The sequence below is a fragment of the Mammaliicoccus sciuri genome (genome assembly GCF_025561425.1).
Classification (GTDB): Bacteria; Bacillota; Bacilli; order Staphylococcales; family Staphylococcaceae; genus Mammaliicoccus; species Mammaliicoccus sciuri_A.
Map to the genome: position 1 here is coordinate 1,384,751 of NZ_CP094824.1, position 24,185 is coordinate 1,408,935.

Here is a 24,185-nt window from a genome sequence, read left to right on the forward strand (position 1 = left end):
ATTAAGGAACTAAATGAAACATATAATATACGATTAAGTATCTTATTTAAAGTCGCTCAAATAGCTAAATCTGTATACTATTATTGGATAAATAAATTTAGTAAAGCTGATAAAGATGAAACATTGATTCAAGTAATAAAAGAAATATGTGAAGAATCAAACCATACCTATGGTTATCGTCGTGTTACACAAGCACTAAGAAATAGAGGTCTTATCGTAAATCATAAAAAAGTACTAAGAATTATGAAAGAACATAATCTAACTTGTACAAAGTTCACACATAGAGGTCGTAAGTATCGTTCCTTTAAAGGTAAAGTTGGTAAAGTAGCTCAAAATATATTAAATCGTAGATTTAAAACAAGTCTCCCATTTCAAAAAGTCGTAACAGATATTACAGAGTTCAAATTAATGAATGGTCAGAAATTATATTTATCACCTTTTATGGACTTATATAGTTCAGAGATTATCAGCTTTAAAATCTCAAGTCGTCCTACATTAGATATAGTCATCAATCCATTAAAAGAAATGATAAAGCGTCGTCCAAACCTAGATCATCGTTTAACGATTCATTCAGATCAAGGCTGGCATTATCAACATTCACAATACACTAGATTATTAAAAGACCATAAAATATTTCAGAGTATGTCTAGAAAAGGTAATTGTCTAGATAATTCAGTTATGGAAAACTTTTTTGGGTTACTTAAACAAGAAATGTATTATGGCCAAGAATTTAAAGATTTTCAGGACCTTGAACAAGCTATTCATCGATATATCGATTTTTATAATAACGAAAGAATCAAATCAAAATTAAAAGGCTTATCTCCCAAAAATTACAGGAGACAAACCTTTGAAATAATATACTAATTAAGGTTTAGATTTTTGGGTTCAGTACAATATGTAAAAAACTGCCGAGTCAATTCGGCAGTTTTTTTAGTCCATTATTTTAACGGGTTTAGGCTTTTTAATTTTAGGTAATATTTTTTCAACAGGTACATTACTTGTTAATTTTATGTCACGCGCTTCTGTCGGGTCATAATTTTTAATATAATCAATGACTTCTTTAACGATAGGTGTTGGTGTTGAAGCACCTGCCGTTACAGCTACACTTTCGATGTCTTGTAGCCATTCTAATTTTAATTCACTCAAATCAGCGATTCGATATGCGTTTGTATGTGCAATTTCTTTAGATACTTGGGCTAATCTATTTGAATTATTACTTTTAGGATCTCCAACGACAATGAGTAAATCTGCTTGATCTGCTTGTGTGGCAACAGCTTCTTGTCTAACTTGTGTTGCTAAACAAATTTCTTCATGTACTTCAATATGAGGATATTTAACTTTTAATTCATCAATAAGATGTTTAACATCCCATTGTGACATTGTTGTTTGATTCGTTACGATGAGTTTTTGGTTCATTAATTCTTCTGGCAAGGCATCGATATCTTCTAAAGTTTGAACGAGATGAACGATATCAGGTGCCACACCAACTGCGCCTTCTGGTTCTGGATGTCCTTTTTTACCAATATAGATGACGTGATAGCCATTTGATTTAACGTCACGTATTAACTGATGTGTATTATCTACATCTGGACATGTCGCATCTATACAAACGAGTCCTTTTTCTTTTGCACGTCTTTTGACTTCAGGTGAAACACCATGTGCAGTAAATATAACGGTACCTTCATCAATTTGTTCTAAAATCTTTAATCTGTTCGGACCATCTAAAGTAATAATGCCATCAGATTCAAAGGCATCAGTCACATGTTTATTATGAACAATCATGCCAAGTATATAAATGGGTCTTGGAAGTGACTTATCTAAAGATGCATTTCTAGCAATAACCATAGCGTCTACAACACCGTAACAATAGCCTCTAGGGGTAATCTTTATAATTTCCATAAATTGCCCTCCTTATTAATGTCTATTATAACAACACACAAGTCTTAAAGAAACTAAATAAAAATTCAAAATAAATCTTTTAGCCTATCATAAAGTGCGCATTTACTATATAATGTATGAAGTGAAAAAGAAACGAGGAGGGTCGCTTATGTCTAAGCATCCGTTTGAACATTTTCAACTTGAAAATGAATTAGTAGAGGCCGTTAAAGATTTACATTTTAACCAGCCAACAGAAATACAGCGAAGAGTTATACCCAAAATTAAAAAAGGATCTAATATAATAGGACAATCTCAAACTGGTACAGGGAAATCACACGCATTTCTACTGCCATTATTTGATAAAATCGACGTCGATATAAAAGAACCACAAGTGATTATTTTGGCACCAACAAGAGAATTAGCAAAGCAATTATATGATGCAGCATCACATTTAACTCAATTTAAAAAAGGTGTAAAAGTTAGCCTATACATTGGTGGAACAGATAAATCAAGAGATATTGATAAATCAAAAAACACACCACATGTAGTTGTAGGTACACCGAATAGAATCGATGATATGGCTGTAGAGCGTGCTTTAGATTTACATCTAGCGAAGTCAGTAGTTGTAGATGAAGCAGATTTAATGATTGATTTAGGATTTATGCCTAAAGTAGATAGAATTGCGAGTAGATTAGATGAAAACGCACAAATTTCAGTATTTAGTGCAACGATTCCTAAAGCATTACATCCATTCTTAAATAAATATTTAAGTAATCCTGAATTTGTTGAAATTGAAACAGCATCATCTAACAAAGACAATATCGACTTTTACTTAATACCGACTAAAGGTGTTGAGAAAAAAGAGAAAGTCTTAAAAGTTATGAATGTGATTAATCCTTATTTAGCAATCATATTTGCTAATAGCCGTGATAGAGCAGATGAATTAGTTGCGTATTTATCAGAAGAAGGCTATAAAGTAGGGGTAATCCATGGTGGTTTATCACCTAGAGAAAGAACACAACAAATGAAACGTATTAAACAATTAGACTTTGAATTTGTTGTCGCAAGTGATTTAGCATCACGTGGTATTGATATTGAAGGTGTAAGTCACGTTATCAACTATGATTTACCTAAAGAAATAGACTTCTTTACACATAGAGTTGGTCGTACAGGTCGTGGTGATTATAAAGGTATCTCAATCACTTTATATACACCTGATGAAGATGATTTAATTACACAAATTGAGAAGCATAATTACAAGTTTAAACATGTCGATATTAAAAACGATGAATTTGTAGAAATTAAAGATCGTCAAAAGCGTACGAAACGTGTTAAAAAAGAAGATAATATTGAAAAATCACTAAAACAAAAAATTAAACGAAACAATAAAAATAAAGTAAAACCTGGCTATAAGAAGAAATTTAAACGAGAATTAGATGAGTTGAAATTTAAAGAGAAGAAAGCTCATTCTAAGAGAACGAAAAGACAAAGTAGAAAAGGATAGGTGTCAAATATGTTAATTGGATCACACGTTTCGATGAGTGGTAAGAAGATGCTATTACAAGCAGCAGAAGAAGCGGCAAGTTATAATGCTTCAACATTTATGATTTATACAGGTGCTCCACAAAACACAAGACGTAAAAAAATTGAAGATTTAAATATTGAAAATGGTAAAGCAGCAATGAAAGAATATGGTTTATCTAACATTGTTGTGCATGCACCATATATCATCAATATTGCAAATACAACTAAACCAGAAGTATTTAACCTAGGTGTTGAATTCTTACAATCAGAAATAGAACGTACTGAAGCATTAGGTGCTAAAGACATCGTTCTTCATCCAGGTGCTCATGTTGGTGCTGGTGAAGAAAAAGGTATTCCAAAAATTATTGAAGGTTTAAATGAAGTATTAACAAATAATAATGATGTACGTATCGCATTGGAAACAATGGCAGGTAAAGGTTCTGAATGTGGTAAAACATTCGAAGAACTTGCACAAATCATTGATGGTGTTAACCATAATGAAAGATTATCTGTATGTTTCGATACTTGTCATACAAATGATGCTGGTTACAACGTTAAAGAAGACTTTGATGGCGTATTAAATGAGTTTGATAAAATCGTTGGTATCGATCGTATAAAAGTACTTCACGTCAACGACAGTAAGAATCCACAAGGTGCAAGAAAAGATAGACATGAAAATATTGGCTTTGGATCAATTGGTTATGATGCATTGCACTATATCGTCAATCATGATGCATTTAAAGAAGTACCTAAAATTTTAGAAACACCATATGTTGGTGATGACAAAAAGAACAAAAAACCACCATATAAATATGAAATCGAAATGATTAAAAATGGTACATTTGATCCAGATTTAAAAGAAAAAATCTTTAACCAATAACATTATTTAAGAATGCTAATTCAATTAGCATTCTTTTTTGTTCGTAAACATTACTATTTACATTTTTTCATATTCATTGTATAGTATTCTATTGACGAGGTGATGAAGATGGAAAAAGAAACACCGATTTTCGAGTTAAAAGATATCAGTTATAGCTATCCAAATAAATTGGCACTTAGCCATATAAATATACAAATTTATAAAGGAGATTTCTTGGCAATAGTTGGCCCAAATGGCTCTGGGAAATCGACTTTACTGAAACTCATATTAGGCTTATTACCTTTACAAAAAGGTGATATCTTAATAAGTGGTAAAAAAATTAATCAATATAAATCTTGGGAAAAAATTAGTTACGTATCACAAAAGTCCAACGCTTTTAGCTCTGGTTTCCCAGCGACAGTAAAAGAAGTTGTCATGAGTGGCTTAACTAAAAATAAAAGTCTTTTCAAATGGTTTAATAAAGAAGATGCTGCACAAGTAGATGCCATATTAGAACGATTAAATATAAGTGGTCTTAAGAATGAAAATATTGCACAGTTGTCAGGTGGTCAACAGCAAAGAACGTTTATTGCTAGAGCATTAATTTCTAAACCGAGTATTTTAATATTAGATGAACCTACTGTAGGTATTGATGCAAGACACGTTTCAGAATTTTATCAATTACTGACGCAATTAAAACAAGAAGGGATTACAATCATTCTTGTAACGCATGATATTGGTGTTGTAGCTGATACGGCAAGTAAAGTAGCTTGCTTAAATCAACATATACATTTCCATGGTACAAGTGAGTCATTTAAATCATTAGATGAAGTCTCAATATCTAAAATCTATGGACATCCCGTACAATTTGTCGATCATCAACATGATCGTGACTGTTGTGCACATGAAGAAGTTGAAGAATTAGTACAAAGTTAACGTGAACATAATAAATATATAGATTTTAAATAAGGAGATTGGATATGTCAGTTGAAATGAGAGATAGATTTATGCTCCTGAATGAAGGAGTGTTATATCGTGATTGATGCGTTTTTAAATTTTGATTTTATAAGATACTCATTTATAAGTGGTATCTTAGTAGGATTGATTGCACCTTTAATAGGGGCATTTATTGTAGTTAGAAGACTATCGCTCATTGCGGATGCACTAAGCCATGTGACGTTAGGTGGTATATCAATGGGACTGTTCTTAATGAGTGTTAGTCCATTGTTTGCTACTATAAATCCGATATGGTTTGGTATTATTTTTTCAATAGCAGGTGCGTTATTAATAGAACAATTAAGAACTGAATATAAACATTACCAAGAAATCGCGATACCCATTATCATGAGCGGTGGTATAGGTATTAGTGTTATATTTATTTCTTTAGCGAATGGATTTAATCAAGATTTATTTGGATATTTATTCGGTTCAATTAGTGCCGTAAATTTAAGTGATTTATTTACTATTATCGTCATTACATTAATTGTTTTAATCTTTGTTATGTTATTGTACAAATCATTATTTGTATTATCATTCGATGAAGAATACTCAAAAGTTATTGGTATGCCAAAATGGATCCAATTATTATTTATTGTCATTGTCGCACTTGTTATTTCAGCTTCAATGAGAGTCGTTGGTATCTTGTTAGTGAGTAGTTTAATGACATTGCCAGTCGCTACAAGTATGAGATTAGCTAAAGGGTTTAAACAGTTAATCGCATTAAGTATTTTATTCGGTGAAATCTCAGTAGTACTAGGATTGATATTATCCTTCTATTTGAATATTTCACCAGGAGGTATTATAGTAGGATTATTAATTATTGAATTACTTGCTAGCATAGCGTATAGTAAAGTACTGATTAAAAAAGGAGGCTATCATCTTGAAAGTAGAGGAAGCCATTCAAATATTGAAAAATGATGGACATAAGTACACAAATAAACGCCGTGATATCATCTCATTATTTGTAAATGAAGATAAATACATCACAGCTAAATATATTCAAGAAGCATTGAAAGACGATTATAATGGATTATCTTTCGATACAATTTATCGTAATTTATACTTATTTAAAGACTTGAATATTATCGAAAGTACTGAAATAGACGGCGAAATGAAATTTAGAATTGCATGTCAAAATCACCATCATCATCATTTTATTTGTGAATCATGTGGTACAACAAAAGTAATAGACTTTTGCCCAATGGATTCTATAAAACAACAATTACCAAATGTAGAAATAGCATCACATAAATTAGAAGTATACGGTAAATGTGAGCAATGCAAAACAGTATAAGAAGTGAGGAATGGTAGCTTGAGGAGCTACCATTTTTTTATTTGTGAAATTAAAACCATACGCTATGCGTATGGTACAGTATGGTTTCACCGTTGTATTAAAAAATGCATCTCTACATGCTAGAATAATATTTGGTCAGCCAACCAAAATTAACAACACGAGGAGATGCATTAAATGTCATCAGACACAAACAGTTTAGCACATACAAAATGGAATTGTAAGTACCACATTGTGTTTGCACCAAAATATCGTAGACAAATTATTTATGGGAAAATTAAAAGAGATATTGGTATTATTTTAAGACAATTGTGTGAAAGAAAAGGTGTAGAAATAATAGAAGCTGAAGCATGTAAAGATCATATTCATATGTTAGTTAGCATTCCACCAAAGTTAAGTGTTTCTCAATTTGTAGGTTATTTAAAAGGTAAGAGGAGCTTAATGATATTTGATAGACATGCCCATTTAAGTATAGATATGGTAACAGAAAATTTTGGTGTAAAGGATTTTATGTAGATACAGTTGGTAGAAATAAAAAAGTGATAGAAAATTATATAAGAAATCAATTACAAGAGGATATAGTAGCAGAACAGTTAACAATGATAGAGTACATAGATCCTTTTACTGGGGAAGAAACTCGAAAGAAGAAAAAATAAAACAACCCTTTTAAGGGTTGCTGGGAAAGTAGTACATTTGGCTGATCTTCTCAGTGCCCTTTTAGGGCTGGTCAGTAATAGAGGCTTATAGCCGCAGAACAAACCACCCGTTAAACGGGTGGTTTTGATTTTGTAGGAATATAGGTAGTATTGAATATGGGCTAACGATCAAGACTCGCAAACAAGATCGTTAGAAATTCTAACGTTCAAGAAAATAAAACAAGATCGTTAGCCGCCCACTTTAATCAGTCAATACACGAAAAAACCTGGTCCATCTCATATATGGGCCAGGTTTTAACTATATTCGATTAAGTAACGTTGATACTTCATGCCAATTTTTAATTCTATATATACCATTTTGTAAATCTTTCTGGTTATAAGGTGTGTCAAACAAGAAAACAGGGATATTTAAATAGTGATTGATATCTTCTGCGTTATCTAATTTATCTTCGAAGAAAATATCGATATTCTGTTCTTTTGTTATTTCTAATTTATTATGACTACCTGTTAATGTAATTTGATCAAATGGTATATGGTGTGATTGAAACCATTCTTTCGTAATATCTTCTAAATAATGATGTCTTGCACTTATATAATAAAGTTCGTAGTCATCTTTTAATTGATTCAAAATGTCTCTTGCGCCCTCTGCAACAGGGGAGTGTTGGTATATATGTGATTCATTATTTTTAAACCAATTCAGCATTTCTTCTTCTTTACAGTTTAAGACATTTGCTAAATTGTATTCTGTAATATCTTCATATTTAAGTTGTTGATTAAAATCTCTTTGTAAATAGGGTACAAATGTTTTTGGACATGTAACAGTTCCGTCAATATCTATACCTAATCTTGGCTTTTGATTCATAAAAATTCACCTTTTTACTTTATGCTTTTTAAGCTTCTTTATTTTGTTCCATTTCAATTGCTAATTTATCTATCTCTTTTTTTAATTCTTCAACCATTGTTTTTTCAGGTACTTTACGAACGGTTTTACCTTTCATAAATAGTAATCCTTCGCCACGTGCACCAGCAATACCGATATCTGCTTCTCTTGCTTCTCCAGGACCGTTAACTGCACAACCTAGTACAGCTACTTTTAATGGGACTTGAAGGTTTGAAATATATTCTTCTACTTCATTAGCTATAGAAATTAAATCAATTTCTATTCGTCCACATGTAGGGCAAGCAATTAATGTAGCAGCATTACTCGCTAAACCAAATGCTTTAAGCAAAGATTTCGCTACTTTAACTTCTTCGACTGGATCAGCTGATAAAGAAATTCTACACGTATTTCCAATTCCTAAGCTTAGTATAGCGCCTAATCCTGCAGACGATTTAACCGTTCCATTAAATAGTGTGCCACTTTCTGTTATACCTAAATGTAGTGGATAGTCAAAAGCTTGTGCTGCTTTCGTATATGCTTCAATAGCTAAATTTACGTCACTTGCTTTCATTGATACGATAATGTCATGAAAATCTAAATCTTCGAGTATTTTTATATGATGTAATGCACTTTCGACCATACCATCAGCAGTAGGGTAGCCATATTTTTTAATAATATGTTTTTCTAATGATCCAGCATTAACACCAATTCTAATAGGAATACCTTTTTCTTTACATGCTTTGACAACTGCTTCAACTTTTTCTCGTCTACCAATGTTTCCTGGATTGATTCGAATCTTATCTGCGCCATTTTCAATTGCAATTAAAGCTAATTTATAATTGAAATGAATATCTACAACTAAAGGGATATTAATTTGTGCTTTAATATCTTTAATTGCATATGCGTCTTCTTCATTTGGACAAGCTACTCTAACAATTTGGCAACCAGCTTCTTCTAATCGTTTAATTTCAGCTACAGTTGCGTCAACATCATATGTTTTTGTAGTCGTCATACTTTGAATGATAACTTCATCTGAACCGCCAATCGTTAAATCCCCAACTTTAACAGGTCTTGTTTTCGTGCGATGAATGATTTCTGACATGATAAGACTCCTTTGTTTAAATTTGCTAATCTTTACACTTTAGCAGGTCTTTTTCCTTTAGGTAAATACATAGCAATTATAACAATGCTTAAAATGATTATACACCATGAAGCAATTAATAATAAAGGAATCACTGTAATCATTCCTAATAATAGGACTAAAGTCGGAAGCGTTATCACAAATGTCATCATTTTGAACCAAGTCATAAACCGAGACTTTCTTCGTAAAACCATTCCCAATAAATGTCCAGCAAATGCTAGAATGCCAATTTTGATTGATAAGCTTAAAAATTGAATAAATAATAGAAAGACAACAATCAAACTTAAATAAAAATATTTAGAATCATTTGTCGTTTCAATAAACTTAATTAAATCATCTTGATCGGTAACAAGGGAAGATAGGGACCCATAGCTAATTTCTGTGTAGTCACTATAATTTGATATCTCAATATGATTTGGTTTAAACACGATTAAATGATGATCTTTCATTTGAAAATCATTAGATTGAGTAAATTCTACCGTTTGATGATGATTTAATTGGATAGATTTATCTTGTGATAAAATCATTTTGTTCTGATCGATTTCAAAATCAGGTATCTCTGTTACTTCATCATTGACTAACGTTGATAAATTTTGAGTGATTTGTATGTATTGAATAGAATTAGGTATGATTAATATCAAACTTAATAATAATATATGAAGGAATATGTATCTTAACTTCGTAATTCTAAACATTGGATACTTACTAGGATGCTTAAATAACCGTTTAAGCTCTTTTATATACTGCATAAATTCACCTCTTCTTCACTTAATAATAATGTTAAAAAACACCTGTTGCAAGGCGGTACATAAGAAATAAAAATTTTTTGATTATTTATTAAACAAATTATTTGTTATAAAACTTTAATCTTGATAAGATAGGTATGTAAAATAAATGAGGAGGATGATTTTTTATGGCTTTTGAATTACCAAAATTACCATATGCGTATGATGCATTAGAACCACACATCGATAAAGAAACTATGGAGATTCATCATACGAAACACCATAACACTTATGTAACAAAATTAAATGATGCAGTGAAAGGTACAGATTTAGAAAGCAAATCTATTGAAGATATTGTTAAAAACTTAAACTCTGTTCCTGATGATATCCGTACTGCAGTTCAAAACAATGGTGGCGGACATTATAATCATTCATTATTCTGGGAACTATTAACTCCAAATGCTTCTGAGCCTTCAGGAGAAGTTGTAGATGCAATTAGTTCTACATTTGGTTCATTAGACAAATTCAAAGAAGAATTTGCAGCTGCAGCAGCTGGCCGTTTTGGTTCAGGATGGGCATGGTTAGTTGTAGATAATGGCGAATTAGCGATTGTTTCAACTCCAAACCAAGACAACCCAATTTCAGAAGGTAAACTTCCAATTTTAGGTTTAGATGTTTGGGAACATGCTTACTACTTAAACTACCAAAACAGACGCCCAGATTACATTAATGCATTCTGGAACGTTGTAAATTGGGATAAAGTAAACGAATTATACCAAGCTGCAAAATAATTCGACTTTAAATTTGGATGACTGATTAATAAAACAATCATCCTGATGGGGTGGAGCAATGAAATCTTTTTATTTAAACAAGATTTCAGCTCCACTCTTTTTTATTAAAATTTACCTATATCAATAGCAATGTAAGTCATAATAATATATGATGAAATTATTATAAAAGAGTTAAAAAGGTAGGTTTAGTTGTTGAAACGAGTAAAAAAGAAATCAAAAGAAGAAGCATTTCGCCTATTAATGAATAAACGCGTAAGCCTAATATTGGCAGTAGTCGTCATTTTATTCTCTGTGCTCATTATGCGGTTAGGTTATTTACAAATTGTAAAAGGCGGAGAATACAAGCGTGCGATAGATAGTACAGAATCTATTACTGTTAATGAATCGGTGCCTAGAGGCCGTATATATGATAGAAACGGCAAAGTATTAGTAGACAATGAGTCTAAAAAGGCAATTACATACACGAGAGATAGAAGAACAAGCCAAGATGATATTTTGAAAATCGCTGAAAAACTATCTCATTTAATGAAGATGGATACTTCAAACATTACAGAACGTGATAAGCAAGATTTTTGGATATTGAGAAATCAAGATGAAGTTCATAAGTTAATGAAAGATGAACAAGCTTTATTCTCAGATGGCAATATTAGTCAAGATGATTATGATAAAGCGTTATACGACAAAGTGACATCTAAATATACAGATAAATTATCTAAAAAGGATTTACAAATCCTTGCGATATTTAGAGAAATGAATTCTGGATCTCAGCTGAGCCCTGTTGTTATAAAAAATGAAGGTGTTAAAAATGATGAGTATGCAGCTGTATCTCAACATTTATCAGAACTACCTGGCGTTAATACAACAATGGACTGGGAAAGACGTTATCCTTATGGTGATACTTTAAGAACGTTATTTGGAAATGTTTCAAGTAAAGAAGAAGGATTACCTAAAGAGTTAGTAAATGACTATCTCGCTAAAGGATATTCTAGAAATGATAGAGTTGGTAAATCTTACTTAGAATATCAATATGAAGATATTTTAAAAGGTTCTAAGAAGAAAATGAAATATGTCACTGATAAATCTGGGAAAATAACAAGTTCAGAAGTTATTTCACAAGGTTCACGTGGTAACGACTTGGTGTTAACGATCGATATAGACTTACAGAAAAAAGTTGAAGAATATATTGATAAACACATTGAATCATTAAGAAGTAAAGGCGCTACAGATATGGACAGAGTTATGGTTGTTGTTCAAGATCCTAGAAACGGTGATGTGTTAGCAATGGCCGGACGTGATATTGACAAAAATGGTAAGATTACGGATAACCATATTGGTAACTTTACGAGTCAATATACAGTAGGTTCATCTGTTAAAGGTGCTACACTACTTACTGGCTACCAAAACGGCGTATTAAATGTTGGCGATACAATGGTCGATGAACCATTAAAATTTAGTGGTGGTTTAACAAAACGATCATACTTTAACCAAAATGGTAGAAAAACAATTACAGATGCTGAAGCTTTAATGCACTCATCAAACGTATATATGTATAAGACAGCATTGTTATTAGCTGGATCTCCATACAGTAGTGGTATGTCACTACCATCTGATGTAGAACAAGCCGGTATCAAATTACGTAAAGGTTTAAATCAAGTTGGTTTAGGTGTTAAAACAGGTATTGATTTACCAAATGAATCAGCTGGTCAAATTGAACCAATTAAAGATAACCCAGGTAACTACATTGATTTAGCAATAGGACAATTTGATACTTATACACCAATACAGTTATCTCAATATGTCGCTACTATTGCGAACGATGGATATAGATTGAAACCACATTTAGCAAAAGAAATCAGAAGCTCTACTAATGAAGATTCACTTGGACCTATTAAAAAGAGTTTTAAAGGCGAAGTGATGAATAAGGTTAATAATAGTGATAAAGAAATAAAACAAGTACAAAAAGGTTTCGATATGGCATTTAATAAGCCAGAAGGAACAGGATATTCAAGTTTTAATAAAACGGTTGTAAGATCAGCTGGTAAAACAGGTACAGCAGAAGTATTCAAAGATGGTAAACCGAAAGTAAACTCAACATATATTGGATATGCACCTGCTAAGAATCCTAAATTATCATTCTCAATCACATATACAAACCAACCCGTACCAGAACCATGGTTACCAGGTGGGGATTTAGGTCGAGATATTATTAACTATTATTTTAAAGATAGAAAATAATTTAATATAAAGATTGATTCAACATAACATCTCATTTTACTGATTAATTCAGTAGAAATGAGGTGTTATTTTTTTGTTTGCGATTTTGTTTGTGCATGCTTGCCTAGGGTATGGCTCGAGCCTGTAGTCTCTCGCTCATACGATTCCCTCAGGAGTCAGCACTTCACAAAATCGTTTCTAGTTATGAGTAATCACAGTTCTCCGGCTTTTGTAACTAATGTCCCCATATTTATACAACATTCTCTTTATGTTTTTACATTTTAAAACGTTTTCATATGAAGTTAACACAAAATTTACATTCAATTTATTTGTACTTAATAAAGAAATTGTAAAGTGAAGATGTAATAAAGATTAAGGCGATATTAATTAGGAGGATTTAACATGAAAAAGTGGCAATTAATTGGATCAACAACAGCTTTAAGTTCTGTAATTTTATTAGGAGCTTGTGGTGGGGCAGCTGAAAAATCTAGTTCAGGGGATACTAAATCTTCAGATGATAAAAAATTAAGTGGTGAAGTTAAAGGTGATGGATCATCAACAGTTGGACCAGTTATGGAAAAAATAAATGAAGACTTCTCAGCGGAGCAACCTGATGTTTCAGTTTCAATAGGTGTATCAGGAACTGGTGGCGGTTTTGAAAAGTTCATAGCGGGAGAAACAGACTTTTCAAATGCTTCTAGAGATATTAAAGATGAAGAAAAAGAAAAATTGAAAAAGGCTAAAATTGAATACACTGAATTTAAAGTTGCTCAAGATGGTTTAACAGTAGCTGTTAACAAAGATAATGACTTTGTTGATGAATTGAGTATGGATGAATTAGCTAAAATTTATAGCGGAAAAGCAAAAACATGGAAAGATGTTAATTCAAAATTCCCTGATAAAAAGATCAAAGCATTTTCACCAGACCAATCACATGGTACTTACGACTTCTTTAGTGAAGAAGTATTAGATGAAAAAGATTTACAATCTGAGAAAAATGCTGACACGAATGTCATCGTTAAATCTGTCAAAGATAATAAAGATTCAATCGGATTCTTTGGATATAACTTCTATCAAGAAAATAAAGATTCACTTAAAGCTGTGAAGATTAAAGATGATGGAAAAGCAATAGAACCTACAGATAAAACAGTTAATGATGGTAGTTATCCATTAAGTAGACCATTATTCGTATATGCGAAAAACAAATCTCTAGAAGATAATGATGCGTTTTACGGATTTATGGAATACGTAATTGATAACTCAGCTGATGCTGCTAAAGACGCTGGTTATGTTCCGTTGAAAGATGATGAGTATAAAGAAGATAAAGAAACGTTAGAAAAATTTAAAAAATAATCATTAATAAATGAAAGCAGAGGGCGGTCAGTAATCGCCCTTTTTCAAAATGAAGGAGTTATTTTTATGAAACAACAAACTTCAGTACAAGAATTGATTAAACAAAATAACAATAATAAAGGTAAAGTCTTTGCTGATAAAGCTGTTCCCATTATTTTATTGTTAATCGCTTCAGTTTCTGTACTTACAACAATCGGGATATTATTCACGCTTGTCACTGAAACTGCAACATTTTTTACGAGAGTGAATCCATTTGAATTTCTATTTACGAAAGACTGGGCACCATTTTCATCTGATCCTAAATACGGTATTTTCGCACTGATATTAGGGACGTTGAAAGTTACAGCAGTAGCGACAATCTTTGCTGTTCCAGTTGGATTAGGTGCAGCACTATATTTGAGTGAGTATGCATCTGATAGATCAAGAAGAATAATTAAACCAATTCTTGAAATATTAGCAGGTATACCAACAATTGTTTACGGATTTTTCGCGTTAACATTTGTAACACCAATTTTAAGAGGTATATTCCCGGATTTAGGAAGCTTTAACTCTATTAGTCCAGGTTTAGTCGTGGGGGTCATGATTATACCGATGATTACGAGTATGAGTGAAGACGCAATGAGTTCGGTACCTGATTCAATTAAAGAAGGTGCACTAGGATTAGGTACAACAAAGTTTGAACTTGCGACTAAAATCGTATTTCCAGCTGCTTTATCCGGTATTATCGCATCTGTTGTATTAGCGATATCAAGAGCTATCGGTGAAACAATGATCGTATCTTTAGCGGCAGGTAGTACACCAGATTCAAGCTTTAGTTTAATAGGGTCTATTCAGACAATGACAGGATTCATTGTCCAAGTTGCGACTGGTGATGCGACTTACGGATCTGATATTTATTACAGTATTTATGCTGTAGGTTTCACATTATTTATATTCACATTTATTATGAATATCATTTCACAATGGATTACAAAACGATTTAGAGAGGAGTATTAATATGTCAGAAGTTAATTTAGTTGATCAAACCGTCGTTCGTAAAAAGCTACCGACAAGACTAATGAAAAATAAAGTTATTAAATCAATATTTTTCGTTTGTACATTAATTGGCTTAATCGTATTAGCTATTTTGCTATTTGACATATTTAGAAAAGGTATTCCTTATCTAAGTACAGATTTCTTCACAAACTTCTCATCAACATCACCTGAACGTGCAGGTATTAAAGGTGCTTTAATTGGGACACTATGGCTCATGATGACAATAGCACCTATATCTATCATTCTTGGTGTTGGTACAGCGATATATATGGTTGAATATGCAAAAGAAAATTGGTTTACGAAATTTATAAGAGTTAATATTTCAAATTTAGCAGGTGTGCCATCAGTAGTATTTGGTTTATTAGGATTAACTATATTTGTACGCGGTGCAGGTATTGAAAATTTATCTCTAGGTAAGACGGTTATTGCAGCAGCATTAACGATGTCGCTTATGATATTACCAATCATTATTGTAGCAAGTCAGGAAGCAATTAAAGCAGTCCCATCATCTATTAGAGAAGCATCATTAGGATTAGGTGGTACTAAATGGCAAACGATTAAAAACATCGTATTACCAGCTTCAATACCTGGCATTTTAACAGGCACAATTCTTGCACTATCAAGAGCACTTGGAGAAACAGCTCCACTTGTTGTAATCGGTATTCCTGCCATATTGATGAAAACACCTAACAGTATATTTGAATCTTTCCAAGCTTTACCAATGCAAATATACAACTGGGCTAAGTTACCACAAGCAGAATTTCAGTTTGTTTCATCGGCAGCAATTATCGTATTACTCGTAATTTTAATTCTTATGAACTCAATCGCAATCTATATTAGAAATAAATATCAAAGAAAATTATAATAATCAAAATGAAGAGGGGTCATGACTATGACAGACGTAAAATTTAGAGATTTATCTCAAAATATACCTTCAAGTGAAATGACGGCAAATCAACAAATAGCTGTAGAAGATAAAAACATCGTTTATAAAACGAATAATTTAGATTTATGGTATGGAGATTTTCATGCGCTTAAAAATATAAATTTAGATATTGCAGAAAATGAAGTGACTGCAATAATTGGACCATCTGGTTGTGGTAAATCAACTTATATTAAAACATTAAATAGAATGATTGAATTAATTCCAAGTGTTAAAACATCAGGAGAAATCATTTATAGAGATAAAAACATTTTCGACAAAAAATATAGTGTTGAAGAATTAAGAACGAATGTCGGTATGGTGTTCCAAAAACCGAACCCATTCCCAAAATCAATCTATGACAATATTACTTATGGACCTAGAATTCATGGTATTACAGATAAAAAGGTACTAGATGAAATCGTTGAACGTTCATTAAAAGGTGCAGCAATTTGGGATGAATGTAAAGACAGACTAGATAATAATGCCTATGGATTATCTGGTGGGCAACAGCAAAGAATTTGTATAGCGAGATGTTTAGCTATTGAACCAGATGTTATTTTAATGGATGAGCCAACTTCAGCACTAGATCCTATTTCAACGTTAAAAGTAGAAGAACTTGTGCAAGAATTAAAAACTAAATACTCAATCATTATCGTGATACACAACATGCAACAAGCAGCTAGGATTTCTGATAAAACAGCGTTCTTCCTAAACGGTTATGTAAATGAGTTCGATCAAACAGATAAAATCTTCTCTAACCCATCAGATAAGAAGACTGAAGATTATATTTCAGGGAGATTTGGATAATATGGTTATTAGAGAAAAATATGAAGATGAATTAAATTCACTCATTAATGATTTATTTGTGTTGGGTAAAGAAATATACTTTATGATAGAACAATCAATATCTGTATTGAGCGATGAAGATAGAAACAACGCTCGTAATTTAATCAAATACGATAAAAAAATTAACCAAATGGAATATGACATTAATGAAAAAGTAGTTATGCTTATTACAAAGCAACAACCTATAGCGACAGACCTTCGAGTTATGATCTCAGGTTTAAAAATAGCTTCTGAATTAGAGCGAATGGCAGACAATTCTACTAATATTGCTCAAATTAGAAAAAGAGTTAAAATAACAGATTACTTTATACTAACGAGATTAAAAACAATGGGTAAGTTAGCAATGTTAATGTTAAAAGATTTAGAAGTGGCAGTTAATGACAAAGATATCTTGTTGATAAAAGAAATTATCAATCGTGACAATGATATTGATGATTTATATCGTGAGATTAATAACACGACATATTTAATCGATAATGATCCATTCATTTCAGGTCAAGCACATCTTGCTGCAAGATACTTAGAAAGAATAGGAGACCATATCACGAATATCAGTGAAAGTTGCTATTATTATATAACTGGTGAACACTATGAACCTATTGAAAAATAGTACTGGAATTATATAAGCATAGATGGTATTATAATAAGGTCGTATATTAATTGAAATAAGAATAGGAGGGTTCATCATGCGCGTAAATGTAACTTTAGCATGTACAGATTGTGGTGAAAGAAACTACATCTCTAAAAAGAATAAACGTAACAACCCAGAGCGTATTGAAATGAAAAAATATTGTGCTCGTGACGGTAAACACACTCTTCATAGAGAAACAAAATAATAAAACGAATAAAAACACATTCCATTATTCGGAATGTGTTTTTTTTAATACCTTTAAAGGTTCTACGACTACCTATCACAATAATTCTTGTGTTATCATATTATGTGTACCTGATAAAAATTTAATCAATATTTGGAAGTGTTAAATTCATGTCAAACAAGAAAAATTTAAGAAAAGAAATTTTGAATTTAATGAGAAATCAAGACATTTCTCAAAAAGAACAATATGATTTAAATTTAAAAGAACAATTATTTGAACATAACAATTTTAAGCAAGCCAATTCAATTGCTATCGTTATGAGTATGGATCATGAAGTCAATACGATACCTATTATTGAACATCTTTTAAATATAGGTAAGAAAGTATTCGTACCGAGAACCGATTACGATACGAAACAAATGGAATTTCAACGACTACTTGATTTGAATTCCATTGCAATTGATCAAAAAGGTATTAAGTATGTTAATCAAGAAACTGAAATAAGTGATGATATTGACTTAATTATTGTACCTGGTGTTGTATTTAATCAAGATGGATATCGAATAGGCTATGGTGGAGGGTATTATGATAAATATTTATCTCATTATAATGGACATACAATAAGTTTGTTATATCCTTTTCAGATAAGAAACTTTGGAGCTGAATCACACGATATACCAGTTGATGAGATGTTGACACCAAATGATATATATGGAGAAGAATAGATGGATAAAACAAAACAAATGTGGAAGTTGATATATTATTTAGTTTATACAGAAGGTTACAAAATAATATCGATTGATGAAGAAGAAGCAGAAATATGGTTGACTCATGAATCTAAAAAAATTGTCAAAAGGTTTATACATAAGACACCTACACATCAAGAAGTTGATTTTGACTTAGAAAAAATCACTGACCATATAGGTGACTTAATTGATAGTATAGGGTTTAGCTTTGAACAATTAGATGTTTTTTATATTACCGAAAAAGAGATAGACTTCACTGAATTTAATCATACTAAACGACCTAAAATTAGGTATCATGCTTTATATGAGCTTGATGATTTCGAGAAAGTATCTCATCACTTTGTAACGAAACATCAAATTAAACGTAATAGAACAAATCCTGTTACGACATATAAAAACAAATTATTGAATGCGAGCTTTATTGATAGCTTTATGCTTAAGTTTTCACCTGTGACATATTTTTTAGTAGCTGCTAATGTTATTGTTTGGCTGTCTTTAGTTTTAATTTTTAATCATTTTGGTCAAATTAATTTAGTCGATTACGGCGGACTTGTGCATTTCAATGTTGTTCACGGTGAATGGTACCGTTTATTAACGTCCATGTTTATACACGCGAATTTTACACACTTAATGATGAATGTATTTTCGCTTATTATATTCGGTAAACTGATTGAAGGTGCATTAGGGTCCATTAAAATGTTCACCATTTATTTCATATCAGGTCTATTTGCAGGTATTGTATCGCTTAGTATAGATACACAATCTATTTCAATTGGTGCAAGTGGTGCCATTTTTGGATTAATTGGTGCATTTATTGTGTATTTATTTACACGTAAAAATATTAATAAACAATTTGTATTACAAACATTTATAGGTATTGTGATTATTTCGTTATTAGCATTGTTTATTAATAATGTGAACCACTTCGCTCATTTAGGTGGATTTGTTGGCGGGGCAATCTTAATGTTTATCATGTACAAATGGATGGAACATGACAAGTTCAAACTTTATTATATTGCTGCCTTTATAGTGATTATCATCATTTTGATTGTTATTATATTTAACAGACAACAACATTATATATATGATGAATTAACGAAAGATGCTATGAATAACGGTGATTTTGATAGAGCGGAAACAATGGTAAAGCAAATTAAAGAAAAGAACTTCGAGTCGGATGAGACATATATTTTAAGTGGCTTAATTGTATCGAATAATACGTCTTTGAATGAAGCGATTCTAGAATGGGAAAGAGGATTAAAAGTTTTTCCTAATTCAGCTAAATTAAATTACCAATTAGCTTTAGGTTATAGAGCAAAAGATGACTATAATAAAGCAAATAAGTTTATTAATAAGGCGATAAAGCTTGATAAAAAGAATAAACATTATGCAACATTAAAAGATGAAATTGAAGCGTTTAGGAGTTAATTTTATGAATAATTTATACGACGTACAACAATTACTTAAAAAGTTTGGTTATATTATTTATTTTAAAGATGAAGAAGATCAACTAGAAATGATGGAACAAGAAATAAAAGCTATGTATCAATCTATGCTTATTGATAAAGAAACATTTTTACAAGCAAGACTTATTATAAATCAGAGAAGGATTGAGAAAAAATGACACATATTTTATCAGCAGATATTGGTGGTACGACTTGTAAATTAGGTATTTTTGATCGTTCACTAAATATCGAAGAGAAATGGGAAATTTCAACGAATAAAACAGGAGAAGGTATATTAGAGAATATATATGATTCATTCGTTGTACATCTGAATAGAAAAGATATCGATATCAAGAACATTATCGGTATGGGAATCGGTGTACCTGGCCCGATTGATTTTGAAAATGGTATCGTCAACGGTGCTGTGAATTTAAATTGGACTGGTAACATTGAAGTTAGAAAACATATGCAACAATATTTTGATGGACCAATTTACGTAGATAATGATGCGAATGTTGCAACTTTAGGTGAAAAATTTAAAGGTGCTGGCCAAAACGAAAGCGACGTTGTTTGTATGACGCTAGGAACTGGTGTAGGTGGCGGCATTGTTTCAAATGGCGAATTACTTCATGGCCATAATGGTTCAGGCGCTGAAATAGGTCATTTCTTAGTGGATCAAAAGAAAAGATTTCAATGTAATTGTGGTATGAAGGGCTGTCTTGAAACGGTTGCTTCAGCTACAGGTGTCATTAATTTAGTACATCATTATTATCCAAATATCAATATGAAATCAAGTATTCATGACTTAATTACAGGTAAAAATGTAACAGCTAAAGACGTATTTGATGCTGCAAAATCAGGAGATGAATTCAGTTTATTTATCATTGATAAAGTTGCTGGTTACATAGCTTATGCAGCAAGTGTTGTTAGCGTCATGACTAACCCTAAATATATTATAATTGGTGGTGGCGTTAGTAAAGCCGGCGATATTCTTATCCAATTTATTAAGAAGCATTATGAAAAAATGACATTTAAACCTGCACAAGATGGTACAAACATTGTAGTTGCACAATTAGGAAATGACGCAGGTATCATCGGTGCAGCTGGTCTAATTAAGACATATGTAATAGATAAGGAGAATGAATAATGGCAATAGTTGATGTAGTCGTAATACCAGTGGGAACAGAAGGACCTAGTGTGAGTGAATATATTGCAGATATTCAAATAATTCTTGAAAAGCATAAAGAGGCGGGTACAATTGATTATCAATTAACACCAATGAATACACTTATTGAAGGTGATCTTAAAGATTTACTTGAGATTATACAAGAAATTCATGAAAGTCCATTCAATAAAGGATTAGACAGAGTTTGTACAAATATCCGAATTGACGATAGAAGAGATAAATCTAGAAAAATGAACGATAAATTAGATTCTGTTAACAAACATTTGAACAAATAAAAAAAGACGAGTGTAAACTCGTCTTTTCTTTAATGATGTAAAATTGGATAACCGTATGTAAAGATTGTAGCTAATGAGAAGAACCCAAAAGATACTACAGTTATTGCACCAAAAAGAATGCCCAAAATATTTTTGTTTTTGAATGCTGAAATTAAACCAAATATAGCTAGAATAAAAACAGCTAGCATTAATAATGAGAAAATATTAACACCGATATGGATTTTTACTCCAAATAACTCAAATAGTTCCCCTGTGTCGATAAATGGCATTCCAATACCCCCAATACAAATTTCTTTTATTATCATATTAATTGTATAATTAATATGTGGTTTTGTCGAGATACTTTTTAAAAGAGGAGGAAATAAAATGCAAGTACATAGTTTTTCATTAGGAATTGTAGAAACTAATTGTTATATTCTCGAAGGTGAAAACGAATTACTCGTGATAGATCCAGGAGATAATGGCGATTTTTTAAATAAACAAATTAAACAATATCATAAAAAGGTGAGTGCTGTATTATTAACACACGCTCATTTTGATCATATAGGTGCAGTAGATGATGTCGCAAATGAATTTGATGTGAAAGTATATGTGCATCCTGAAGAAAAATCATGGTTAACGGATACAGAGAAAAATGGTTCTAAAAAATTTGCAATGTATCAATTACCACAAGTGGTTCAACATACTGTTCCACAAATAATGGAACCTGGTGAATATGAGATTGGTGAATTTAAATTTGAAGCGATCCATACACCCGGTCATTCACCGGGTAGTTTATCATTTGTATTTGGCGAATTTGCTATAGTAGGTGATACTTTATTTAAAGGTGGAATTGGGAGAACGGATTTATATAAAGGTGATACAAAAACATTATTGAATTCAATTGAAGATAAGTTGTTAGAACTAGATCCAAATACAACTATTTTCCCAGGTCACGGACCGGAGACTACAATAGCAGATGAAGAAATGACAAATCCGTATTTAAATGGATTTAATTAAAAGAAGCATTACACGTTTGTGTAATGCTTCTTTCAGAGTGTCGACAAAGTCTTAGACTTTGCCGGCATTTTTTTATGCGCATGCTTTCCGCGGGCATGTTCTCAGCCTGTAGTCTTCGAATCATGCTGTTCCCGCAGGAGTCAGCGCTAAAAAAATACCAAAAATTAATAATCCATTTTATAATATAGTTGAAATTTTATTTAGGAGTTGATTCTATGTTAAATAAATCCGAGAATAAACGTGACCAATATGAAATGATTTCTGTTTCAGAGTTAGTACCTAAAAATCATTTATTGAGAAAAGTTGATAAAGTATTAGATTTAAACTTCGTTTATGAACTTGTTGAAGATAAATACTGTTTAGATAACGGACGTCCTTCTATTGATCCTGTTATCTTAGTTAAGATCTTACTGATTCAAAGATTATTTGGCATAAAATCAATGAGGCAAACTATTAAAGAAATTGAAACTAACGTAGCTTACCGTTGGTATTTAGGATTTAGCTTTCTTGATAAAGTCCCTCATTATGGTACATTCAGTAAAAATTATACAAGACGCTTCCATGATACTGACCTGTTTGAACAAATATTCGAAAGAATATTAGAAATTGCGATTAAGAATAACTTAATTGACCACTCAACGTTATTCATTGATTCAACACATATCAAAGCTAATGCGAATAAAAATAAATATATTAATCAAGTTGTAAAAAAGGATACATTACATTTCCAAGAAGAACTTAATAATGAAATTAATCAACAGAGGTTAGCGCAAGGAAAAAAGCCCATAAAAAATAAGAAAAAGGAGGAGTTTAAAAATAAGAAAGTCAGTACTACCGATCTAGAAGCTGGTTACTATGTTAAAGGTGAAAGAGAAAAACAATTTGCGTATAGCTTACATAGTTGTGTAGATAAAAATGGTTTTATAATTGATCAACATGTCACACCTGGAAATATACATGATAGTACACAGTTGAAACCTATGGTTGAAAGATTAGAAGAAAAAAATATGTTGCCAATCACACTAGCAGTAGACTCCGGATACAAAACGCCATTCAATGCGCATTATTTACTTGAGAAATCGATTGTACCTGCAATGCCCTATACAAGACCAAAAGGAAAGCCAGGAATATTTAAAACTAAAGATTTTATTTATGATGAATATTACGATAGTTATATATGTCCAAATGATAAACTACTAACTTTTAAAAGAACTATGCCAACAGGGCATAGATTATACAAATCTAATCCTATTATATGTAAATCATGTCCACTACTAAATGAATGTACAGAAAATAGAAGTTTTACTAGAGAAATTCGAAGACATGTATGGCAAGATGATTTAGATATAATCGAAGATTTAAGGTTTGTAGATACAATAAAAAAAGCATATAAACTAAGAAGTCAAACAGTAGAAAGACGCTTTGGTGATGCAAAAGAACAGCATGGTATGAGATGGACTAGATATAGAGGAATTAAAAAAGTTTCCCTGGACACCACGCTTATTTGTGCTGCCATGAATCTTAAAAAGTTGGCAATGTGGCTCGTAAAAGAGCCACAAATAGCCTAGATTAAACGTAGTTTAATCATGATTTTAGTGGAAA

At 31.6% G+C, this 24,185-nt stretch carries 26 protein-coding genes and 1 pseudogene; 22 read left to right on the plus strand and 5 right to left on the minus strand.

Annotation, left to right across the window (positions count from 1 at the left end; genetic code table 11):
* Positions 1–864, plus strand: coding sequence for an IS3 family transposase (locus tag MUA60_RS07180; RefSeq protein WP_262650532.1), 864 nt, complete (start codon positions 1–3; stop codon positions 862–864).
* A 66-nt stretch (positions 865–930) separates the two neighbouring features.
* Here the strand turns inward: MUA60_RS07180 and MUA60_RS07185 are convergent, their stop codons facing one another.
* Entirely contained in the window at positions 931–1,899 is a 969-nt protein-coding gene (locus MUA60_RS07185) for a 4-hydroxy-3-methylbut-2-enyl diphosphate reductase (protein WP_262650443.1), read from the minus strand.
* 148 nt (positions 1,900–2,047) lie between these two features.
* Here MUA60_RS07185 and MUA60_RS07190 point away from each other — a divergent pair, with 148 nt between their 5' ends.
* From MUA60_RS07190 to tnpA, 6 genes and pseudogenes are all read left to right on the plus strand, one after another.
* Positions 2,048–3,382 carry a DEAD/DEAH box helicase gene (locus MUA60_RS07190; protein ID WP_262650444.1) on the plus strand — a complete coding sequence of 445 codons (1,335 nt, stop codon included), beginning with the start codon at positions 2,048–2,050 and terminating at the stop codon, positions 3,380–3,382.
* Positions 3,383–3,391: 9 nt separating this feature from the next.
* Positions 3,392–4,282 (plus strand): deoxyribonuclease IV, encoded by an 891-nt coding sequence (locus tag MUA60_RS07195; protein WP_262650446.1) that lies wholly within the window; start codon positions 3,392–3,394, stop codon positions 4,280–4,282.
* A 108-nt stretch (positions 4,283–4,390) separates the two neighbouring features.
* A complete protein-coding gene (locus MUA60_RS07200; RefSeq protein ID WP_262650447.1) occupies positions 4,391–5,197 on the plus strand; it encodes a metal ABC transporter ATP-binding protein in 807 nt (268 codons plus the stop codon).
* A 99-nt stretch (positions 5,198–5,296) separates the two neighbouring features.
* Complete coding sequence (locus MUA60_RS07205) at positions 5,297–6,178, plus strand: metal ABC transporter permease (RefSeq protein WP_232188196.1); 882 nt, start codon at positions 5,297–5,299, stop codon at positions 6,176–6,178.
* Positions 6,141–6,554 (plus strand): Fur family transcriptional regulator, encoded by a 414-nt coding sequence (locus tag MUA60_RS07210; RefSeq protein ID WP_262650449.1) that lies wholly within the window; start codon positions 6,141–6,143, stop codon positions 6,552–6,554. Before MUA60_RS07205 ends, MUA60_RS07210 begins: the two co-directional genes overlap by 38 nt.
* Before the next feature lie 174 nt (positions 6,555–6,728).
* Positions 6,729–7,207 (plus strand): annotated as a pseudogene (gene tnpA, locus MUA60_RS07215) (IS200/IS605 family transposase).
* 298 nt (positions 7,208–7,505) lie between these two features.
* Here the strand turns inward: tnpA and MUA60_RS07220 are convergent.
* From MUA60_RS07220 to MUA60_RS07230, 3 genes are read right to left on the minus strand one after another with little or no spacing between them, the layout of a single operon-like run.
* Positions 7,506–8,069: a 5' nucleotidase, NT5C type gene (locus MUA60_RS07220; RefSeq protein ID WP_262650451.1), complete on the minus strand. Its 564-nt coding sequence runs from the start codon at positions 8,067–8,069 to the stop codon at positions 7,506–7,508.
* A gap of 28 nt (positions 8,070–8,097) precedes the next feature.
* Positions 8,098–9,180: a flavodoxin-dependent (E)-4-hydroxy-3-methylbut-2-enyl-diphosphate synthase gene (gene ispG, locus MUA60_RS07225; protein ID WP_262643427.1), complete on the minus strand. Its 1,083-nt coding sequence runs from the start codon at positions 9,178–9,180 to the stop codon at positions 8,098–8,100.
* Between the two features lie 41 nt (positions 9,181–9,221).
* Positions 9,222–9,977 (minus strand): DUF1189 domain-containing protein, encoded by a 756-nt coding sequence (locus MUA60_RS07230; protein ID WP_262650452.1) that lies wholly within the window; start codon positions 9,975–9,977, stop codon positions 9,222–9,224.
* A gap of 164 nt (positions 9,978–10,141) precedes the next feature.
* On the opposite strand from MUA60_RS07230, the gene MUA60_RS07235 reads away from it, so the two are divergent.
* The 13 genes from MUA60_RS07235 (at position 10,142) to MUA60_RS07295 (ending at position 21,584) form a co-directional block, all read left to right on the plus strand.
* Entirely contained in the window at positions 10,142–10,744 is a 603-nt protein-coding gene (locus tag MUA60_RS07235; RefSeq protein ID WP_025904177.1) for a superoxide dismutase, read from the plus strand.
* 189 nt (positions 10,745–10,933) lie between these two features.
* A complete protein-coding gene (locus tag MUA60_RS07240) occupies positions 10,934–12,979 on the plus strand; it encodes a peptidoglycan D,D-transpeptidase FtsI family protein (RefSeq protein ID WP_262650454.1) in 2,046 nt (681 codons plus the stop codon).
* Positions 12,980–13,360: 381 nt separating this feature from the next.
* Positions 13,361–14,311, plus strand: a complete 951-nt coding sequence (locus MUA60_RS07245; protein ID WP_262650456.1) for a PstS family phosphate ABC transporter substrate-binding protein — start codon at positions 13,361–13,363, stop codon at positions 14,309–14,311.
* Between the two features lie 66 nt (positions 14,312–14,377).
* Entirely contained in the window at positions 14,378–15,307 is a 930-nt protein-coding gene (gene pstC, locus MUA60_RS07250) for a phosphate ABC transporter permease subunit PstC (protein WP_262650458.1), read from the plus strand.
* 1 nt (position 15,308) lies between these two features.
* Complete coding sequence (gene pstA / locus MUA60_RS07255; protein ID WP_025904173.1) at positions 15,309–16,211, plus strand: phosphate ABC transporter permease PstA; 903 nt, start codon at positions 15,309–15,311, stop codon at positions 16,209–16,211.
* A gap of 78 nt (positions 16,212–16,289) precedes the next feature.
* Positions 16,290–17,078, plus strand: a complete 789-nt coding sequence (gene pstB / locus MUA60_RS07260) for a phosphate ABC transporter ATP-binding protein PstB (RefSeq protein ID WP_394812744.1) — start codon at positions 16,290–16,292, stop codon at positions 17,076–17,078.
* A gap of 1 nt (position 17,079) precedes the next feature.
* The gene (phoU, locus tag MUA60_RS07265) at positions 17,080–17,727 is read left to right on the plus strand and encodes a phosphate signaling complex protein PhoU (RefSeq protein WP_262650460.1); all 648 of its coding nucleotides are present in this window, start codon (positions 17,080–17,082) and stop codon (positions 17,725–17,727) included.
* Between the two features lie 76 nt (positions 17,728–17,803).
* A complete protein-coding gene (rpmG, locus tag MUA60_RS07270; protein WP_016911879.1) occupies positions 17,804–17,953 on the plus strand; it encodes a 50S ribosomal protein L33 in 150 nt (49 codons plus the stop codon).
* A 149-nt stretch (positions 17,954–18,102) separates the two neighbouring features.
* Complete coding sequence (locus MUA60_RS07275) at positions 18,103–18,657, plus strand: 5-formyltetrahydrofolate cyclo-ligase (protein WP_262650461.1); 555 nt, start codon at positions 18,103–18,105, stop codon at positions 18,655–18,657.
* Positions 18,658–20,106, plus strand: coding sequence for a rhomboid family intramembrane serine protease (locus MUA60_RS07280; protein WP_262650463.1), 1,449 nt, complete (start codon positions 18,658–18,660; stop codon positions 20,104–20,106). It begins immediately after the preceding gene.
* A gap of 4 nt (positions 20,107–20,110) precedes the next feature.
* Positions 20,111–20,302 (plus strand): YqgQ family protein, encoded by a 192-nt coding sequence (locus MUA60_RS07285; protein WP_078099923.1) that lies wholly within the window; start codon positions 20,111–20,113, stop codon positions 20,300–20,302.
* The gene (locus MUA60_RS07290; protein ID WP_262650464.1) at positions 20,299–21,270 is read left to right on the plus strand and encodes an ROK family glucokinase; all 972 of its coding nucleotides are present in this window, start codon (positions 20,299–20,301) and stop codon (positions 21,268–21,270) included. Before MUA60_RS07285 ends, MUA60_RS07290 begins: the two co-directional genes overlap by 4 nt.
* A complete protein-coding gene (locus MUA60_RS07295) occupies positions 21,270–21,584 on the plus strand; it encodes an MTH1187 family thiamine-binding protein (RefSeq protein WP_037588286.1) in 315 nt (104 codons plus the stop codon). The genes MUA60_RS07290 and MUA60_RS07295 overlap by 1 nt, the downstream gene beginning before the upstream one ends.
* A gap of 29 nt (positions 21,585–21,613) precedes the next feature.
* Here MUA60_RS07295 and MUA60_RS07300 read toward each other — a convergent pair whose 3' ends face one another.
* On the minus strand, positions 21,614–21,853 hold the full coding sequence (locus MUA60_RS07300) for a DUF2759 domain-containing protein (protein WP_016911885.1): 240 nt from the start codon (positions 21,851–21,853) through the stop codon (positions 21,614–21,616).
* 97 nt (positions 21,854–21,950) lie between these two features.
* On the opposite strand from MUA60_RS07300, the gene MUA60_RS07305 reads away from it, so the two are divergent.
* The gene (locus MUA60_RS07305) at positions 21,951–22,583 is read left to right on the plus strand and encodes an MBL fold metallo-hydrolase (protein ID WP_262650465.1); all 633 of its coding nucleotides are present in this window, start codon (positions 21,951–21,953) and stop codon (positions 22,581–22,583) included.
* A gap of 215 nt (positions 22,584–22,798) precedes the next feature.
* On the plus strand, positions 22,799–24,151 hold the full coding sequence (locus MUA60_RS07310) for an IS1182 family transposase (protein WP_262650467.1): 1,353 nt from the start codon (positions 22,799–22,801) through the stop codon (positions 24,149–24,151).
* The last annotated feature ends 34 nt before the right edge of the window (positions 24,152–24,185 follow it).